12 protein-coding genes, 2 tRNA genes and 1 pseudogene are annotated in these 15,533 nt (G+C 70.1%); 5 read left to right on the top strand and 10 right to left on the bottom strand.

What is annotated here, in order from left to right; translation table 11 throughout:
- Positions 1–101 precede the first annotated feature (101 nt).
- From C1703_RS14455 to C1703_RS14440, 4 genes are all read right to left on the bottom strand, one after another.
- A complete protein-coding gene (locus C1703_RS14455; protein ID WP_114252964.1) occupies positions 102–2,042 on the bottom strand; it encodes a kelch motif-containing protein in 1,941 nt (646 codons plus the stop codon).
- Positions 2,039–4,039: a cellulose synthase catalytic subunit gene (locus C1703_RS14450; protein ID WP_114252963.1), complete on the bottom strand. Its 2,001-nt coding sequence runs from the start codon at positions 4,037–4,039 to the stop codon at positions 2,039–2,041. The genes C1703_RS14455 and C1703_RS14450 overlap by 4 nt, the downstream gene beginning before the upstream one ends.
- Before the next feature lie 326 nt (positions 4,040–4,365).
- Complete coding sequence (locus C1703_RS14445) at positions 4,366–5,079, bottom strand: FadR/GntR family transcriptional regulator (RefSeq protein WP_114252961.1); 714 nt, start codon at positions 5,077–5,079, stop codon at positions 4,366–4,368.
- Positions 5,080–5,351: 272 nt separating this feature from the next.
- Positions 5,352–5,425, bottom strand: a tRNA-Lys gene (locus C1703_RS14440).
- 199 nt (positions 5,426–5,624) lie between these two features.
- Here C1703_RS14440 and C1703_RS14435 point away from each other — a divergent pair.
- From C1703_RS14435 to C1703_RS14415, 5 genes and pseudogenes are all read left to right on the top strand, one after another.
- A complete protein-coding gene (locus tag C1703_RS14435) occupies positions 5,625–6,938 on the top strand; it encodes a peptidoglycan-binding protein (RefSeq protein WP_114252959.1) in 1,314 nt (437 codons plus the stop codon).
- Positions 6,939–7,043: 105 nt separating this feature from the next.
- Positions 7,044–8,165, top strand: coding sequence for an SPFH domain-containing protein (locus C1703_RS14430; RefSeq protein WP_114252957.1), 1,122 nt, complete (start codon positions 7,044–7,046; stop codon positions 8,163–8,165).
- 101 nt (positions 8,166–8,266) lie between these two features.
- Positions 8,267–8,872 carry a lytic polysaccharide monooxygenase gene (locus tag C1703_RS14425; RefSeq protein WP_114252955.1) on the top strand — a complete coding sequence of 202 codons (606 nt, stop codon included), beginning with the start codon at positions 8,267–8,269 and terminating at the stop codon, positions 8,870–8,872.
- Between the two features lie 106 nt (positions 8,873–8,978).
- Positions 8,979–9,443, top strand: coding sequence for a DUF3592 domain-containing protein (locus C1703_RS14420; RefSeq protein ID WP_114252953.1), 465 nt, complete (start codon positions 8,979–8,981; stop codon positions 9,441–9,443).
- Positions 9,444–9,492: 49 nt separating this feature from the next.
- A pseudogene (locus tag C1703_RS14415) lies at positions 9,493–11,118 on the top strand (AMP-binding protein); the annotation flags it as partial.
- A 111-nt stretch (positions 11,119–11,229) separates the two neighbouring features.
- Here C1703_RS14415 and C1703_RS14410 read toward each other — a convergent pair.
- The 6 genes from C1703_RS14410 to ehuB form a co-directional block, all read right to left on the bottom strand.
- Positions 11,230–11,303: transfer RNA gene (locus tag C1703_RS14410), tRNA-Lys, on the bottom strand.
- 97 nt (positions 11,304–11,400) lie between these two features.
- Positions 11,401–12,162, bottom strand: coding sequence for an IclR family transcriptional regulator C-terminal domain-containing protein (locus C1703_RS14405; protein WP_114252951.1), 762 nt, complete (start codon positions 12,160–12,162; stop codon positions 11,401–11,403).
- A 198-nt stretch (positions 12,163–12,360) separates the two neighbouring features.
- Entirely contained in the window at positions 12,361–13,158 is a 798-nt protein-coding gene (gene ehuA, locus C1703_RS14400) for an ectoine/hydroxyectoine ABC transporter ATP-binding protein EhuA (RefSeq protein ID WP_114252949.1), read from the bottom strand.
- Complete coding sequence (gene ehuD, locus C1703_RS14395; RefSeq protein ID WP_114252947.1) at positions 13,148–13,798, bottom strand: ectoine/hydroxyectoine ABC transporter permease subunit EhuD; 651 nt, start codon at positions 13,796–13,798, stop codon at positions 13,148–13,150. The genes ehuA and ehuD overlap by 11 nt, the downstream gene beginning before the upstream one ends.
- The gene (gene ehuC / locus C1703_RS14390) at positions 13,798–14,511 is read right to left on the bottom strand and encodes an ectoine/hydroxyectoine ABC transporter permease subunit EhuC (RefSeq protein WP_114252944.1); all 714 of its coding nucleotides are present in this window, start codon (positions 14,509–14,511) and stop codon (positions 13,798–13,800) included. The genes ehuD and ehuC overlap by 1 nt, the downstream gene beginning before the upstream one ends.
- The gene (gene ehuB, locus C1703_RS14385; protein WP_114252942.1) at positions 14,508–15,437 is read right to left on the bottom strand and encodes an ectoine/hydroxyectoine ABC transporter substrate-binding protein EhuB; all 930 of its coding nucleotides are present in this window, start codon (positions 15,435–15,437) and stop codon (positions 14,508–14,510) included. The genes ehuC and ehuB overlap by 4 nt, the downstream gene beginning before the upstream one ends.
- Between the last annotated feature and the right edge of the window lie 96 nt (positions 15,438–15,533).

Raw genomic sequence — 15,533 nt, 5'->3', positions numbered from 1 at the left:
GCCGTGTGCAGGTCAAGCCGGTTTCCCGTCAACGGCCCGTGCGGGCAGACACGCGAAAGGGGCGCCCCCCGCACCGGAGAGCGCCCCCGACGAGCCGTCGGCTACGGCACCTTGACCCACTGCGCCTTGCTCGGCGTGCCCTGGGCGTCCGTCACGAACAGCATGTACCAGCCCGCCTGGACCAGGTTCCGGTTCTCCGGCACGGTCACCGTCAGCTTGTCGCCGGACGCCTTGAAGTCCAGCGCGATGGACCGCTGGTCGACGTCCGTGACGTGCGTGGCGGCGCTCGGCCGGATCAGCCGGACCTTGTCGACCTTCGCCGCGTCGGACGAGGTGAACGTCCCCGTCCCGCCGCGCTCGATGGTCTGCGGCCCGCCCGACAGCGCGGGCCGGTCCGCGTCGCCGTACAGGTACGGCGGGGTGTAGATCTCGATGCGCTGCTCGAACTTGCCCGGCTTGGTGTTGGCCTTGTCGGCGTAGAGCGAGTCGGAGCCGAAGAACATCACGCGACCGTCGGGCAGCAGGATCGAACCGGAGTGGTAGTTGCGGCCCACCAGCGGGTCGGCGACCCGCTTGAGCTCGTTCTTCTCCGTGTCGTACAGCCGCGCCTCGAAGATGTTGGAGTCGCCGCGGCCCCGGTAGTCCTCCGAGCCGCCGGAGATCAGCACGCTGTCGTCCGGCAGGATCGAGGCGTTCGGGTAGCGCGTGCCCTTGTCCAGGGACGGGCCGTCCACGAAGCGCGGGTCGTCGTCCTTCAGGTCGACGATCCTCGTCTTCTCGCTGGACTCCTGGGACTCGCCGACGCCACCGCCGCCGATCACCATGTACTTCTCGTCCTGCGCCGGCGGCAGCAGCACCGTGCCGGACGTCTCCATCAGCTTGGGGTCGCTCAGCCCCGGGACCTTCGTGAACTTGTTCGTGTCCACGTCCCACACGCCCGGGTCCCGGCCCACGTTGTCCGGCCCGTAGCCCGCGTTGGAACCCGAGTAGAAGACCTTGCCGTTCTGCATGAGGAACAGCGCCGGGTAGGTCGGGAACTGCCGGACCTTGTCGGTGTAGGTCCACTTCTTGGTCTTCGGGTCGAAGATCTCGTTCTTGCCCGGGACCAGCTGGCCGATGTCGTCGAGGCCGGAGACGCTGAGGATCCTCCCGTCGCTCAGGGTGGTGAGCGTCGGGTACCAGCGGGCCTCCTTCATCGGGTCGACCTTGATGTACTTCTCGGCGACGGGGTCGAACTCGAAGGCGTCCCGGATCCCCTGGAAGTCCTTCTTGTCGAGGGCGAGCTTCTGCGCGATGCCGTACGTGTTGCGCGCGTCGGCGCCGTCGAGGCCGTGCACGCGGTAGTTGTCCTGCGTGCCCGTCTCGAACTTCTTGCCCCGCTTCTGCGCCTCGACGTAGATCCGGCCGAGGCCGGGGTCGTTGCGCAGGAACCTGCCGGTCGCCTTGTCGAAGACCTTCTTGGCGCGCGGCACCAGCACCGGGTCCTTCGAGACGAAGGTCTTGCCGTTCTCCTTGCCCGTGAACTTCGTGCCCGCGGGCAGGGTGATCGGCTTGTCCGGGTTCTCGTTGTGGACGATCATCAGGCCGCCGGCCTTGGTGACGTCACCCTTGAGCTTCTCGTACCGCTTGGTGCCGCCCGCGATCAGCAGGTTGCCGTTGGCGAGCTGGGTGTGGCCCGTGCAGAACAGGTCGCTGGGCGTGGGGACCTTCTTGATGGTGCCCTTGACCGGGTCCCAGATACGGGTGTCGAACTTCTTCGCGTCGAAGTTCTCCTGGTTGTTGCCCGACCCCGCGACGAGCAGCACCTTGCCGGTGCGCAGCAGCGCCGCGTGGATCGTGTTCTGCCGGTACTCCTCGGGAAACTCGATGATCTCCCACTTGCCGTTCGCGGCCTTGTACTCCGGCTGGTTGATCTTGTACTGGTGGTATTTCTCGGTGCTGAAGCGATAGAGCCACGGCCCGTTCATCCCGGCCAGCGCGAGTACCACCGCCGTGCCGATCGCGAGTCGACGGGCCCGGCGGCGGCCTGCACGGTCGTTCATTCCTTACGTCCCCCAAGTCCACCAAGGGCGATCTGCATGGTCTGGTCGGTTCCCCCGACCTCCCCGTTGCCGCCAGGGGTGGCGGCCCAACTGGGCTTGTTCTGCGGGGCGTGCGGCGCCTGCTGCTGCGGGATGGGCAGCGGCTGCGTCCGGTGCGGCCCGGCAGGGTCCTGAGGCTGCTCCGCCGCGTGGCGGGCGGGCTTCTTCGCGTCCTGCCGCAGCTGCCAGCGCCAGGCGAAGATCGGCGAGGCCGTGATCAGCAGCGCGAACGTCGCCCAGATGATCATCGCGGGGTGGGAGTTGCCGAAGACGAAGCCCGCCGTGATCGAGGCGGCGAAGATCAGGATGAAGTACCAGTGGTAGCGGAACGTGGCGAACCAGCGGTCCGGGCTCGCCGAATCGCCCTTGGGGGTGACCACGAACTTGCTCTTGCGCCGCAGCACCGAGTCGATCAGCGCCTTCGCGTACAGCGGCGCCGACAGCGCGGACATCACCATGCCGGCCACACCGCCGGAGCCCTCCGGCTCGTGCGGCGAGACGTTGTGCCGGCGGTTCCAGACGTACAGGCCGATCTGCAGGGCGGAGGCGTTGCCGTAGAGCATCAGCCAGACCGCCGGGTCGATGTTCACACCCGAGGCGCCCAGGCCCAGGAACAGCGCGCAGCTGAGCGCCGCAAGAATCCAGTTCAGGGCCGACATCGGGTAGAAGATGATCATCATGGTGTAGTTGAAGAGCTTGCTCGGCGGCAGCGAGTACCAGCCCTTCCAGTACTGCCCGATGATCGTCTCGTACGTCCCTCGCGACCAGCGCATCTGCTGGGTGAAGAAGTCCGTCCAGGCGCTCGGGCCCTCCCCGACCGCGAGCACGTCCGGCGTGTACACCGAGCGCCACTTGTTGCCCGTCGCCGGGTTCTTGTGGCGGTGCATCTCGAAGCCGGTCGCCATGTCCTCGGTGATCGAGTCGTACAGACCGCCGATCTGCTTCAGCGCCTTGATGCGCACCGCGTTGGACGTGCCGACGAACATCGGGGAGCCGTAGCGGTTGCCCGCGCGCTGGATCAGCGCGTGGAAGAGGAACTGCTGCGACTCGGCGGCCTTGGTAATGGGGTTGTCGTAGTTGCCGTAGACCTGCGGGCCGATGACGAAGCCGACGTCCGGGTCGCGGAAGAAGCCGAGCATCCGCTCCAGGTAGTTGGGCAGCGGCACGTGGTCGGTGTCGACCGAGGCGAAGAAGTCGTAGTCGTCGCCGTGCGCCTCCAGCCAGGCGTTGTAGTTGCCGTGCTTGGTCTTGGCGCGGTGCGGGCCCTTGGCCTGATTCCACTTCGCGACGCCCTTGCGGGAGAAGTGGTGCACGCCGAGGCGCTCGCAGACCGCCTTCACCTCGGGGTCGTCGCCCTCGTCCAGCAGCCAGACGTGCATCAGACCCCGGTGGCGGATCTTGACGGCCGCCTCCAGGGTCTTCGTCACCATCTCCAGCGGCTCCTTGCCGGGCACGAAGGAGGTGAGGAAGGCCACTCTCGTGCCGGTCTCGGGCACCACCGGGATCGGGTCGCGGGCGACCAGCGTGGCGTGCGCGTTGGACAGCACGTTCATGCAGCGGAAGAACTCGATCAGGCCGATCGAGACGAGCATGACGACGTCCAGCGCCGGCAGCCAGTCGAAGGCCGGGTAGTCGCGCTCGGTCCAGTGCTCGGGCTGGAGCAGCCAGAACAGCAGCACCAGCGAGAGCACCGGGGCCGCCGCCAGCATCAGGGCCACCCGGATGCGGTGCGGCTCCTGCGAGATGAGCGAGCGGTACTGCACCTTGTACGGCTTGGTCGGATCGGGTTGGGTGAGGGGACCCGCGAGCCGGCTGTAGTGCTCGTAGTCGTATCTCGGCAGCGTCTTCTTGATCCGCCGGAATGTCCCCGTGGTGCTCATCCGATGCGCCGGCACCCTGAGCTGGGTGGTCTGGGACGGGTCGTGGTCCTGCCGGGCGCCCGTCGGCCTCGACGTCATGAGTCATCCCCCCACACGCGGAACAGCCGCGTGTTTCGTCGCTTCCTACCGTCTGCTCCAGGTCCCCCTCGACCTTCACAGACGTATCAGTGGTGGGTCGCTGTCACCACGTCATCCACACCCTATAGACACGGCAACGCGACCTTCCGGTTGCATGATGCCCCCCACGGCATCGCTTCATGAACGGGGCCCCTACCCCCGCTCGATCCGCAACCGGCTCCGAATCCCCCCAACTGCCGCGAAAGCGCAGCATCTTGAAAAACCAGAAAACCAGGGTTCTACGGCGTTCATCATGATCGCAAGATGCGAAACGCGGTGTTTACCGGTCATACGCGTTCATTGTGGCGGGTGTGGGGACCCTGTGGAGCCGTTGTGGACAGGCGGGCGCGGATGTTGCCGAAGTGCTCTCTTATGGCCTCCTCCGCCCGCATCGAGTCGCCGGAGCGGACCGCGTCGAGGATCTCCCGGTGCTGCCGGCAGGTCACCTTCGGGTCCTGCGGCTCGCCCCCGAGGTCCGTGCGGACCCGGTGGAAGGCGTCCCAGAAGGCTTCCAGGACCTCGCTCAGCAGCACGTTGTCCAGCCCCCGGTAGAGGGTGGCGTGGAAGGCCCGGTCGGTCTCGGCGAGGCCGGCTCCGCGCGCGGCCTGCTCTTCCATACGGTCGACGAGCGCGTCCAGTTCGACGAGGTCCGTGCGCGGTATCCGCCCCGCGAGCCGGGAGACGAGCCCCGTCTCCACGGCCTCCCTGAGTTCGAGCAGCTGGAGCAGGGAGTCCTCGCCCCGGTAGTGCCCGGCGACCGTGCGGAAGGCGAGGCCCTCGATCATCGGGGCCAGGGACATGGGGCCGACGTACGTCCCGAACCCGTGCCGGATCTCCACGATGCCCATCGCCTGGAGCGCCTTCAGCGCCTCCCGCACCGAGTTCCGGCTCGCGCCGAGGTACTCCATCAGCTCGGGCTCGGTCGGCAGCGGGGCCCCGGAGGCCAGCCGGCGGTCGATGATGAGCTTCTTGATCCGCTCCTGGAGGTCACGCGCTGCCATGGCGAGAGGGTATCCGGCCAATCGGGCGGGGGGCCGGGTTCCGGCCAGAGACAGGGGCCCTCGGAGATACAAGAAGGCCCCCCGCTCCCGCGAGGGGCCTTCCGGTCGGTGCGGGGGCTCCGCGCAGGGCTTCTTGACCCCCGGTCGCCATGACGCCGAGCAAAGGGGGTGTGGGTGACGGAGCCCCCACAGCGCGCGGCGGAGCCGCGCAGAAAACGACGGTGGCGGCTCGCGTTCGCGTTGTCTGCGAACACAAGCCGCCACCGGCATCGTGCGCCGCCAGGGACTCGAACCCCGGACCCGCTGATTAAGAGTCAGCTGCTCTAACCAACTGAGCTAGCGGCGCGCGCTGACGTCGTAACTCTACAGGACGTCCGGGGGTGCTCCTAACCACCGTCCTGGGGCCGCCGCGGCTCCCGGAAGGCCCCCGCGTACATCATTCGGACCGTCAGCATGCGCGTGCGGAAGACAGTTGCGAAACTGACGACGCGCGCCCGGACGTGCACGGGTGCCGCATTTTCCGCCGGAAGTGTGAGGGGAATCGCATGGAGTCTCCGGTATTCGAGGAATTCGACCCCGCGAGCGACTGCGACTGCCCCGGCTGCGTCCACTGGCGCCGCGTCCTGCCGCATTCCCCGGCCGGCCGCACCACCGCCCACCCGGCCGCCCACCGCGCCCTCGCCCTGGCCGCCGTCGCCTCCGCCGCACTCGGCGCCGGCCACACCGCACCGGCCGCCGCCGCCCTGCACGCCCCCCACCGCCAGGGCGTTTCCGCAGGTGAAGAGCCCGAAACCCCACAGGGAAGCAAGGCCCCGCTGCACGGCCCCGGCGGCCGGCCCGCCAAGCCCGCGGCCTCCCTCAAGCCCACCGCCACCACCCGGGCGGAGATCATCAACCGGGCCAAGACCTGGGTCGCCGCGAAGGTGCCGTACAGCATGACCGCCTACTGGTCCGACGGTTACCGGCAGGACTGCTCCGGCTATGTCTCCATGGCCTGGCAGCTGCCCCGGAACGAATGGACGGGCAGTCTCGCCCAGTACGGGGAGCGGATTTCCAAGGAGGAACTCCAGCCGGGCGACATTCTGCTGTTCCACAACGCGTCCGCCCCCGAGAAAGGCTCGCACGTCACCATTTTCGGCGGCTGGACCGACTACACGCACAGCTACTACATCGCCTACGAGCAGACCCGCCCGCACACCCGCCGGCAGTCCACCCCGTACGCGTACTGGAGCGATTCCGACCAGTACGTCCCCTACCGCTACAAGGGCCTCACCCCCGAGGAGCCGGAGCCCGAGCCGGACAGCGGGAAGCCCGGCGCCCCGGCCGCCACGCCGTATCCGGGGGCGGCGTATTTCGGCCCCGGCGCGCACAACAAGTACGTCACGCTGCTCGGCCGCATGCTCGTCGCGCGCGGGGCCGGCGCCTCCTACGCCTCGGGCCCGGGGCCGCGCTGGACGGACGCGGACCGGCGGGCGACCCGGGCCTTCCAGCTGGCCCAGGGCTGGACCGGCGCGGACGCGGACGGCCTGCCCGGGCCGCGCACCTGGGAGCTGCTGGTCACGGGCCGGGGCAAGGACGTGAAGGACGGGGCGGTCGGACCCCCGCCCGCCTCGCACGGCGTCCCCGGCTACCCGGGGCGGGCGATGTTCCGGCCCGGCGCCAGCAACGCGTACGTCACCCGGCTCGGGAGGCAGTTGGTGCGCAAGGGGTTCGGCAGGTTCTACGCCGTCGGGCCGGGGCCGCGCTGGGGCGAGGCGGACCGGCGTGCCGTCGAGGCCTTCCAGCGCACCCAGGGCTGGCGGGGCGGCGCGGCGGACGGCTACCCGGGGCCGGAGACCTGGCGCCGGCTCTTCTCGTAGGCCCGGCCGACGGGTCCCGAACCCCCGGTCGGGCCCTTCGGCGGGCCCCGCACCCGACACCGGGGACCACCTGTGACGCATCTGGCGCGGAGGCTGGAGGCAGGCATGAATACGACCACTTCCCACACGTCCGAGCCCGACGGACCGGCCGAGGGGCCGGCCCGGCCCGGCCGGCTCATCCAGAACGAGGCCACCACCGAGATCCCCGTCCACCTGCTGTTCCGGGACGACCCCGACCCGGCCACGGTGGCGCTGAAACCCGCGGTGGTGAGCCGCAGGCAGGGCACGGGCGAACAGCCGCGCCTGCGGCGCGCGGTCGCCGCGGCGCCGAGGCCCGTGCCGCAGGTCGACCCCGACCTGGTGGAGCGGCCGGCCCGGGTGCTGCCCGGTGCGGCGGGCGTGCTGGCAGGGGCGTGCGGGGCGGCCGGATGTGTGGCCACCTCCTGGTGGGCCGGGGTGCTGCCGCCGCTCGCCCTGGAGGCGCTGCGGCTGCCGGCGCACGCCGGGGCCGGGCTCGGTCCGGCGCAGTGGGCGGCGTACGCGGGGGCCGCGGCGCTCGGGCTGTTCGGGTTCGGCGGGCTGGCCCGGGGCCGGACCGGGCGGGCCTGGGTGCTGGACCTCTTCGGCCGCTACCGGGGGACCGTCCGGCGCTCCGGCTTGCTGTGGGTCAATCCGCTGCTGCTGCGGCGCCGGGTGGACGTACGGCTGCGGCACTGGCGCAGCGAGCCGGTGCCCGCGGCCGACGCGGGCGGCGTCGCGCTGCGGGTGGTCGTCCTGGTGGTGTGGCGGGTGCGGGACACCGCGCGGGCCACGCTGGGGGTCGAGGACCACGAGACGTATCTGCGCGAGTGCGTGGAGGCGGCGCTGGCCCGGGTTCCGGTGGAGATGCCGGGCGGGGCGAAGGGGGCCGGGGACGCGGCGGCCGAGGCGCTGACCCGGCTGGTGGCGGGGGACGGGGCACCGGTCGGCCTGGAGGTGTTCTCGGTGCAGCCGGTCCGGGTGGAGTACGCCCCCGAGGTGGCCGCCGCGATGCACCGCCGCCGGATCGCGGCGCTGGACGCCCAGCACCGGGCGAGCGTGCTCACCTCGGTCGTCGACTCGGTGGAGGACACGGTGACCCGGCTGACCATGCGGGGCCTGGTCGAACTCGACGACTACGAGCGGAAGGCGCTGGTGAAGGACCTGACGGTGGCGTTCTGTGCCGGGCGCGGGGAAACGACCCCGTGATTGGTATGGACATGTTCAACTAACCTCCTTACTCTCAGGCTTGGTCTAGACCTATCTGCACAGCTCACTGCACCTCCCCCACGTTCTCCAGGAGCGGCAGCATGCGCACAAGGACCAAGTTGTCCGCAGCCGCGGTGGGACTGGCCACGACCGGAGCCCTCGTACTCTCCTCCGGCGGCGCCAGCGGCCACGGCTACACCGACCTCCCCGTCAGCAGGCAGAAGCTCTGCCAGAACGGCACCGTGACCAACTGCGGCGCCATCCAATGGGAACCGCAGAGCGTCGAGGGCCCGAAGGGCTTCCCGGCCTCCGGTCCCGCCGACGGGCAGATATGCAACGCCGGCCTCGGCCACTTCGGCCAGCTCAGCGCACCCCGGACCCCGTCCGGCGGCGCGTGGCCCGCCACCAAGGTGACGGGCGGTCAGAACCACACCTTCCGCTGGCAGTTCACGGCCATGCACGCCACGACCGACTTCAGGTACTACATCACCAAGCCGGGCTGGAACCAGAACCACAACCTGTCCCGGTCCGACCTCAACCTCACGCCGTTCTTCACCGTGCCGTACCACGGGCAGCGCCCGCCGTCGACCCTCTCCCACACGGGCAGGCTGCCGTCCGGGCTCAGCGGACGGCACGTCATTGTCGCGGTGTGGACGATCGCCGACACGGCCAACGCGTTCTACGCCTGCTCGGACGTCACCTTCTGAGCCCTTCGGAACCTCTGAGGTTCTCTTGAGTCACCGGTGCGGCCGGCGTGGGTAGGTTCCTTCCACGCCGGCCGCTCGAAGGCCGCCCAGGGCCTCGGGGGAGCTCATGGAGATCTTGTTCTACATCGTGCCTTTGCTCATGATCGCGGTCGCCTCCTGTGGCGTGGTCGTGGTGATCCGCCGTTCCGTGCGGGTCAGCCGCGCCTGGAACAGCGGCCTGACCGCGGAGGCCCGCTGTCTGCGGACGTACGCCACGACGAGTGGGGGCGGCGACAGCTCGGTGCGCACCACTCTGCACCATGTGTACGAGTTCACCACGCGTGACGGCCGCGGCGTCCGCTTCGAGGAGCACGGCGGACCGGGGACGACCTTGGAGGGTGACATCGTCACCGTGCACTACCCGGCGGACCGCCCGGAGCACGCCACGGCCAGGCCCCCGGCGCGGGGGAAGCTCGTCGCGGGCACGGGATGTCTGCTCGCCTTCCTCGGCACGTTCATCGTCTTCGCCATCGGCTTCATGGTGGTGACGTACGCGATGTTCTCCGCCGTGGGCGACTTCCCGCAGCCGTAGCACTCCACATCTGACGGCACGTCAACTACCGTGCACGCCCATGGACTCCATGGACTCCAAGGGCTCCAGGGCGAACACGGTCGCGGAAATGATCACCGCCCGGTGGGGTGATGACCGCGTCGGTCTGCGCTGGGAGGACCGGACCCTGACCCACCACGAGGTGGCGGCGGGCGCCGCGGCCCGGGCGGCACTGCTCGGGGACCTCCTCCCCCCGACCGCCGAACCCCACCTCGGCGTCCTGCTCGACAACACCCCCGAGTTCCCCCTGTGGCTGGGCGCGGCGGCCCTGGCCCGGGCAGCGGTCGCCGGTGTCAATCCCACCCGCCGGGGCGCCGAACTAGCCCGGGACATCCTCCACACGGAGTGCCGCGTCCTGGTCACCGAGCGGGCCCACCTGCCGCTGCTCACGGGCCTGGAGCTGCCCGGCGTCCGCCTGCTGGTGACGGACGACGCGGAGTACGCCGGCCTCCTCGCGCCCTACGCGGACGCCCGGCCGGACGCCTCCCGCGCCACTCCGCGCGACCGTCTCCTGCTCTACTTCACCTCCGGCTCGACCGGCGCGCCCAAGGCGGCGCTCTGCTCCCAGGGGCGACTGGCCGCGGCCGGGCACGCGCTGGCCGGGCAGTTCTCCCTCGGCCCGGACGACGTCCACTACCTGTGCATGCCGATGTTCCACGGCAACGCGGTGATCGCCGGCCTCGCACCCGCACTGGCGACCGGGGCGGGCGTGGCGCTGCGCCGCCGTTTCTCGGCGTCCCGCTTCCTGCCGGACGTGCGCCGGTTCGGGGCGACGTACTTCACCTACGTGGGCCGGGCGATCCAGTACGTCCTGGCCACCGAGCCCGGCCCCGACGACCGGGACAACCCGCTGCGGCTGGGCTTCGGCACCGAGGCGGGCGCGGTGGACGCGGCGGCCTTCGAGCGGCGGTTCGGGGTGCGGCTGGTGGAGGGGTACGGCTCCTCGGAGGGCGGGGCGGCCGTGCAGTGGTCGCCGGGGACACCGCCCGGGGCGGTCGGCCGCGCGGCGCCCGGGCTGGTCGTCCTCGACCCGGAGACCGGCGAGGAGTGCCCGCCGGCCCGCTTCGACGCGGCGGGGCGTCTGCTCAACGGGGACGAGGCGATCGGCGAACTCGTCAACCAGGGCCCGAGCCCCTTCGAGGGCTACTGGCGCAACCCGGCGGCGGAGGCGGAGCGGCGCAGGGCAGGCTGGTACTGGACGGGTGACCTCTTCTACCGGGACCGCGAGGGCTGCCTCTACTTCGCCGGCCGCACCGACGACCGCCTCCGCGTCGACGGGGAGAACCTGGCCGCCGCGATGATCGAGAACATCCTCGCCCGCTACGAGGGAGCCGCGGCCGTGGCCGTGTACGCGGTGCCGGACCCGGTGACCGGGGACCAGGTCATGGCCACGATCGCCGGGACGTTCGATCCGGAGGGCTTCGCGGCGTTCCTGCGCGCACAGCCCGACCTCGGGACGAAGATGGCGCCCCGGTTCGTGCGGGTGGTGGAACGGATGCCGGTGACGGCGACGAACAAGATCCACCGGGCGGCTTTGCGGAGGGAGGGTGTGCGGTGCGCGGACCCGGTGTGGTGGCGACCGCCGGGGGAGTCGGCGTACCGCCGCCTGACCAGGGAAGACGCCGAAGGGCCTCTCGCTCCCACGAGAGGCCCTGCGGCAGGGGGTGTGGGTGGCGCGGAGCCTCCACCGCGCGCGGCGAAGCCGCGCAATGACAGAGATGGCGAGGTGGTTCGCGCTTTCTGCGAACACGCCTCGCCATCGTCATCGTGCGCCGCCAGGGACTCGAACCCCGGACCCGCTGATTAAGAGTCAGCTGCTCTAACCAACTGAGCTAGCGGCGCATGACTCCCGCCGACCGCTGGAATTTCGTCTCCGCGGCGGGCGACGGAGAAAATAGTACCTGGTCCCGAGGGGTGCTCCGAACCACTCGGCGCGGCCCTAGATCGCCATGGACAGCAGGACCGGTGCCGCGTTGCGGTTGAGGGTGTCGGCGGCCTGGCGCAGGCGGTGGGCGTGCTCGACCGGGAGGGACAGGGCGAGGCAGCCGACGGTGGAGCCGGCCGTGATGGGGACGGCCGCGCAGACCGTGCCGACCGCGTACTCCTGGAGGTCCAGGACGGGCACGGTGGGCGGCTGGGCCTCCAGCCGGGAGAGCAGCAGCCGGTCGCTGGTGATCGTGCGCGAGGTGAGGCGGGCCATCTTGTGCCGGGCGAGGTGGTCCCGGCGGCCGGCGTGGTCGAGCTGCGTGAGCAGGCTCTTGCCGATGGCCGTGGCGTGGGCCGAGGAGCGGAAGTCGACCCACTCGTTGACCTTGGGGGTGGCCGGGCTGTCGGCGTACTGGGTGACGCTGATCTCGCCGTCGACGTACCGGCTCATGTAGACGGCGGCGCCGACCGAGTCGCGCAGCCGGTCGAGGGTGTGCTGGAGCTTGTCGCTCAGGGCCTGCTCGCGGTGGTGGGCGGAGCCGAGGCGGGCCAGGGTCTCGCCCGCGACGTAGGCGCCGTCGGTGATCTGCTCGACGTAGCCTTCGCGGCGCAGCATGCGCAGGAGCGTGGTCAGTCGCTCCTGGCCGATGCCGGTGCGCCGGGCGAGTTCGGTGTCGGTGACGCCCGAACTGTTTCGCGCCACCGTCTCCAGGACGCGCAGGGCTTCCTGGGCGGAGTGGTACGGGGTGGTCGGCGGCTCGTGCTTCAGCGCCACGGTGGTCTCCCCCTGCGCTTGCTGTTAGGGCCGTAATCCGGTCAGTGAACCTTTCTCAGGTTAACCGGCAAAGGGCCCGCGGGGAGCGGGGGTTGACAAGATTCCCGGGCGCCCGGACCGGGGCATTGACCCGCTGGCATATGCCAGGAGCATGCCCCGGTTCGGCGGTGGCGCGTTCCGCCTGGTCACGGCCCGTAGTCACAGCACTGCGCTGAGAAACTCCCGCGTCCGGTCCTTCTCCGGCTCGCTGAAGATCTTCTCCGGCGGACCCGCCTCGATGATCCGGCCCGAGTCGAACATCAGTACCTGATCGGAGATGTCCCGGGCGAAGTTCATCTCGTGGGTCACGCAGAGCATGGTGATGTCGGTGGAGCGGGCGATGTCCCTGAGGACGTCGAGCACCCCCGCGACCAGCTCCGGGTCGAGCGCGGACGTCACCTCGTCCAGCAGCAGCACCTGCGGCCGCATCGCCAGCGCCCGGGCGATCGCCACCCGCTGCTGCTGGCCGCCGGACAGCTGCGCCGGGTGCTTGTCGAGGTGGTCGGTCAGCCCGACCAGCTCCAGCAGCTCGCGGGCCCGCTCCTCGGCGGCGTCCTTGGACAGGCCGAGGACCGTGACCGGCGCCTCGGTGATGTTGCGCAGGACCGTCATGTTCGGGAACAGGTTGAACTGCTGGAACACCATCCCGATCTTCTTGCGGACCTCGCGCACCTGCTTCTCGGGAGCCGGGAACAGCCGCTCGCCGTCCACGGTGATCGTGCCCTCGTCGGGCTTGAGCAGCGTCATCAGCAGGCGGAGGATCGTGGTCTTGCCCGATCCGGACGGCCCGATCAGCGTGACGTGCTTGCCGGCGTCCACGGAGAAGTCCAGGTGGTCCAGGACCGTGTGGTCGCCGAACCGCTTGGTGACCTGCTCCAGCCGGATCAGCTCGCCGCTGCTCCTGGCCGGGTTCTTCTCGGGGTTCGTCTCGGGGGTGGGAACGGTGTCAGTGGACAAGGCGTCGCTCCAGGGCTCGCAGGGCAAGGGAGGCCAGGTAGGAAATGACGATGAAGGCCACTCCGATCACCGTCAGCGGCTCGGTGAACTGGAAGTGCTCCTGCGAGAACAGGCGCGCGTGGCCGAGCATCTCCAGGACGGTGATCGCCATCAGCATCGGCGTGTCCTTGAGCATCGCGATGACGTAGTTGCCGAGCGCGGGCACCACCCGGCGCACCGCCTGCGGCAGGATCACCGCGGTCCACGTCCGGCGCAGCGGCAGGTTCAGCGCCGTCGCCGCCTCCCACTGGCCGACCGGCACGGCCTCGATACCGGCCCGGTAGACCTGCATGGTGTACGTCGAGTAGTGCAGCCCGATCGCGAAGACGCCGGTGGCCAGCGCCGAGAACGTCAGGCCCCACTCGGGCAGCACGTAGAAGAGGAAGAACAGCTGCACCAGCAGCGGGGTGTTGCGGACGAACTCCGTGACCGCCCCGACCGGCCAGGTCACCCAGCGCGTCGGCACCCGCATCAGCAGCGCCCACACCAGGCCCAGCACGAAGGAGATCAGCGAGCCGATCACCAGGATCTGCAGGGTGACCTGAAGGCCCTCCCAGAAGTCCGGCATGAAGTCGGAGACCGCGCTCCAGTCCCAGTTCATCAGACGGCACCCCCCACGTTGGTCGTCTCGGGGCGCTTCAGCTCAAGGTCGGGGCTGCGCTCCGGTGTCCTTCCGACCCCCGCCTTGAGCTTCTTCTCCAGACCGCGCATGACCCGCGTGAGCAGGAAGGCGATCACGAAGTAGATGAGCAGGATGTAGGTGTAGATCTCCGCGCTCTCCTGGAGCGCCAGGCGCACCAGGTTGCCGCTGAACGCCAGGTCGCCCATGCCCATGATCGACACCAGGGCGGTGCCCTTGAGCAGTTCGATCAGCAGGTTGGAGAACGGCGGGATCATCTCCGGCACGGCCTGCGGCAGCAGGATCAGCTTCATCCGCTGCCAGGGCGTGAAGCTGAGCGCGATCCCGCCCTCCTTCTGCGCCGGGTCGACCGCGTTCAGCGCGCCGCGCACGATCTCGGAGCCGTACGCCCCGTAGGTCAGGCCGAGCGCCAGCGTGCCCGCCCACAGCGGCACCAGCTGCCAGCCGAAGGCCGGGGGCAGCACGAAGAACACCCAGAAGATCATCACCAGCGCCGAGGTCCCGCGGAACACCTCGGTGTAGAAGCCCGCGAGGAAGCGGACGATCCACAGCCGGTGGGTGCGCGCGACGCCGACGACGAAGGACACCGCCGCGGCCAGCAGCGCGCTGCAGACGAGCAGCTGGATCGTGACCCAGACGCCCTTGAGCACCAGTTCCCAGAGTCCCGAGGTCATCCGCCGCACAGCTCCTTCGCGGTCAGATCCGTCATCTCGGCCTCGGTGAAACCGAACGGCTTGAGGATGCGGAGGAGTTCGCCGCTCTTCTTGAGCTTGCGCAGCTCCACGTTGAAGGCGTCCCGCAGGTTCGTCTCGGTCGGCCGGAACGCGAAGGCGCCTCCGTCGACGTGCGGTTTGCCGTCCACGATCGGCTTGAACGGCTCGGTGGCCTCCGCCTTGGCGGACTTCTTCACCACCTCGCGCACGGTGAGCGCCGTGCCGGCGAACACGTCCACGCGTCCCGCCTCGACCGCGTTCAGCCCGGCGACCTGGTCCGGGACGATGAGGATGTCGCTCTCCTTGTACCCCGCCTCGACGGCGTACTGGATCTCGGCGTACCCGGTCCCGGTGGCGAACTTCGCCTTCTTCTCGACGACGTCCTGGTAGCTGCGCAGCCCCTTCGGGTTGCCCTTGCGGACGATGAACGCGTCGAGCATCTGGTAGTCGGGGTCGGCGAAGATGACCTGCTCGCAGCGCTCGGGGTTGACGTACATCCCGGCGGCCACGACGTCGAACTGCTGGGAGTTCAGGCCCGGGATGAGCGAGCCGAACTCGGTCGGCACGGGCTGCACCCGGTCGACGCCGAGACGCTTGAAGATCACCTTGGCGAGTTCCGGCGCCTCGCCGGTCAGCTCGCCGTTCTTGTCGATGAAGCCGAACGGGATCTCACCGGCGATGCCGAGGCGGACGACGCCCGCCGCCCGGAGCCGGCCGAGGAGGTCGCCGCCCTTGACGTCCGAGGCGGTGGCGACCCGGCTGCATCCGGCGGCGCCCACTGCGCCGAGCGCCGCGACCCCCGCGAGCAGCGACCGGCGGGTGGGCCCGGATATGGCCCGGAGTAGGGGTTCGGGTTTTCTCGATGGGCTTCTGCGTGGTGGAGCCATGGGCGCGCGGCTACCCGACCGCATGCGAGTTATGCCGATCTTTTCAAGCCCCGCACGTCCCCGGTGCGCCCTTGACCGCGGGGCCGGGGGGCACTC

Source organism: Streptomyces sp. Go-475 (assembly GCF_003330845.1).
Taxonomy (GTDB): Bacteria; Actinomycetota; Actinomycetes; order Streptomycetales; family Streptomycetaceae; genus Streptomyces.
Note: the sequence above shows the minus strand (reverse complement) of the source record. Positions and strands in the feature narration are given on the sequence as shown.

What these genes read in the sequence shown, in the direction of transcription:
- C1703_RS14455 (WP_114252964.1), bottom strand. Translation starts at nt 2,042, where the DNA reads ATGAACGACCGTGCAGGCCGCCGCCGGGCCCGTCGACTCGCGATCGGC.
- C1703_RS14430 (WP_114252957.1), top strand. Translation starts at nt 7,044, where the DNA reads ATGAATACGACCACTTCCCACACGTCCGAGCCCGACGGACCGGCCGAG.
- ehuD (WP_114252947.1), bottom strand. Translation starts at nt 13,798, where the DNA reads ATGAACTGGGACTGGAGCGCGGTCTCCGACTTCATGCCGGACTTCTGG.
- C1703_RS14420 (WP_114252953.1), top strand. Translation starts at nt 8,979, where the DNA reads ATGGAGATCTTGTTCTACATCGTGCCTTTGCTCATGATCGCGGTCGCC.
- ehuB (WP_114252942.1), bottom strand. Translation starts at nt 15,437, where the DNA reads ATGGCTCCACCACGCAGAAGCCCATCGAGAAAACCCGAACCCCTACTC.
- ehuC (WP_114252944.1), bottom strand. Translation starts at nt 14,511, where the DNA reads ATGACCTCGGGACTCTGGGAACTGGTGCTCAAGGGCGTCTGGGTCACG.
- C1703_RS14450 (WP_114252963.1), bottom strand. Translation starts at nt 4,039, where the DNA reads ATGACGTCGAGGCCGACGGGCGCCCGGCAGGACCACGACCCGTCCCAG.
- C1703_RS14425 (WP_114252955.1), top strand. Translation starts at nt 8,267, where the DNA reads ATGCGCACAAGGACCAAGTTGTCCGCAGCCGCGGTGGGACTGGCCACG.
- C1703_RS14435 (WP_114252959.1), top strand. Translation starts at nt 5,625, where the DNA reads ATGGAGTCTCCGGTATTCGAGGAATTCGACCCCGCGAGCGACTGCGAC.
- C1703_RS14445 (WP_114252961.1), bottom strand. Translation starts at nt 5,079, where the DNA reads ATGGCAGCGCGTGACCTCCAGGAGCGGATCAAGAAGCTCATCATCGAC.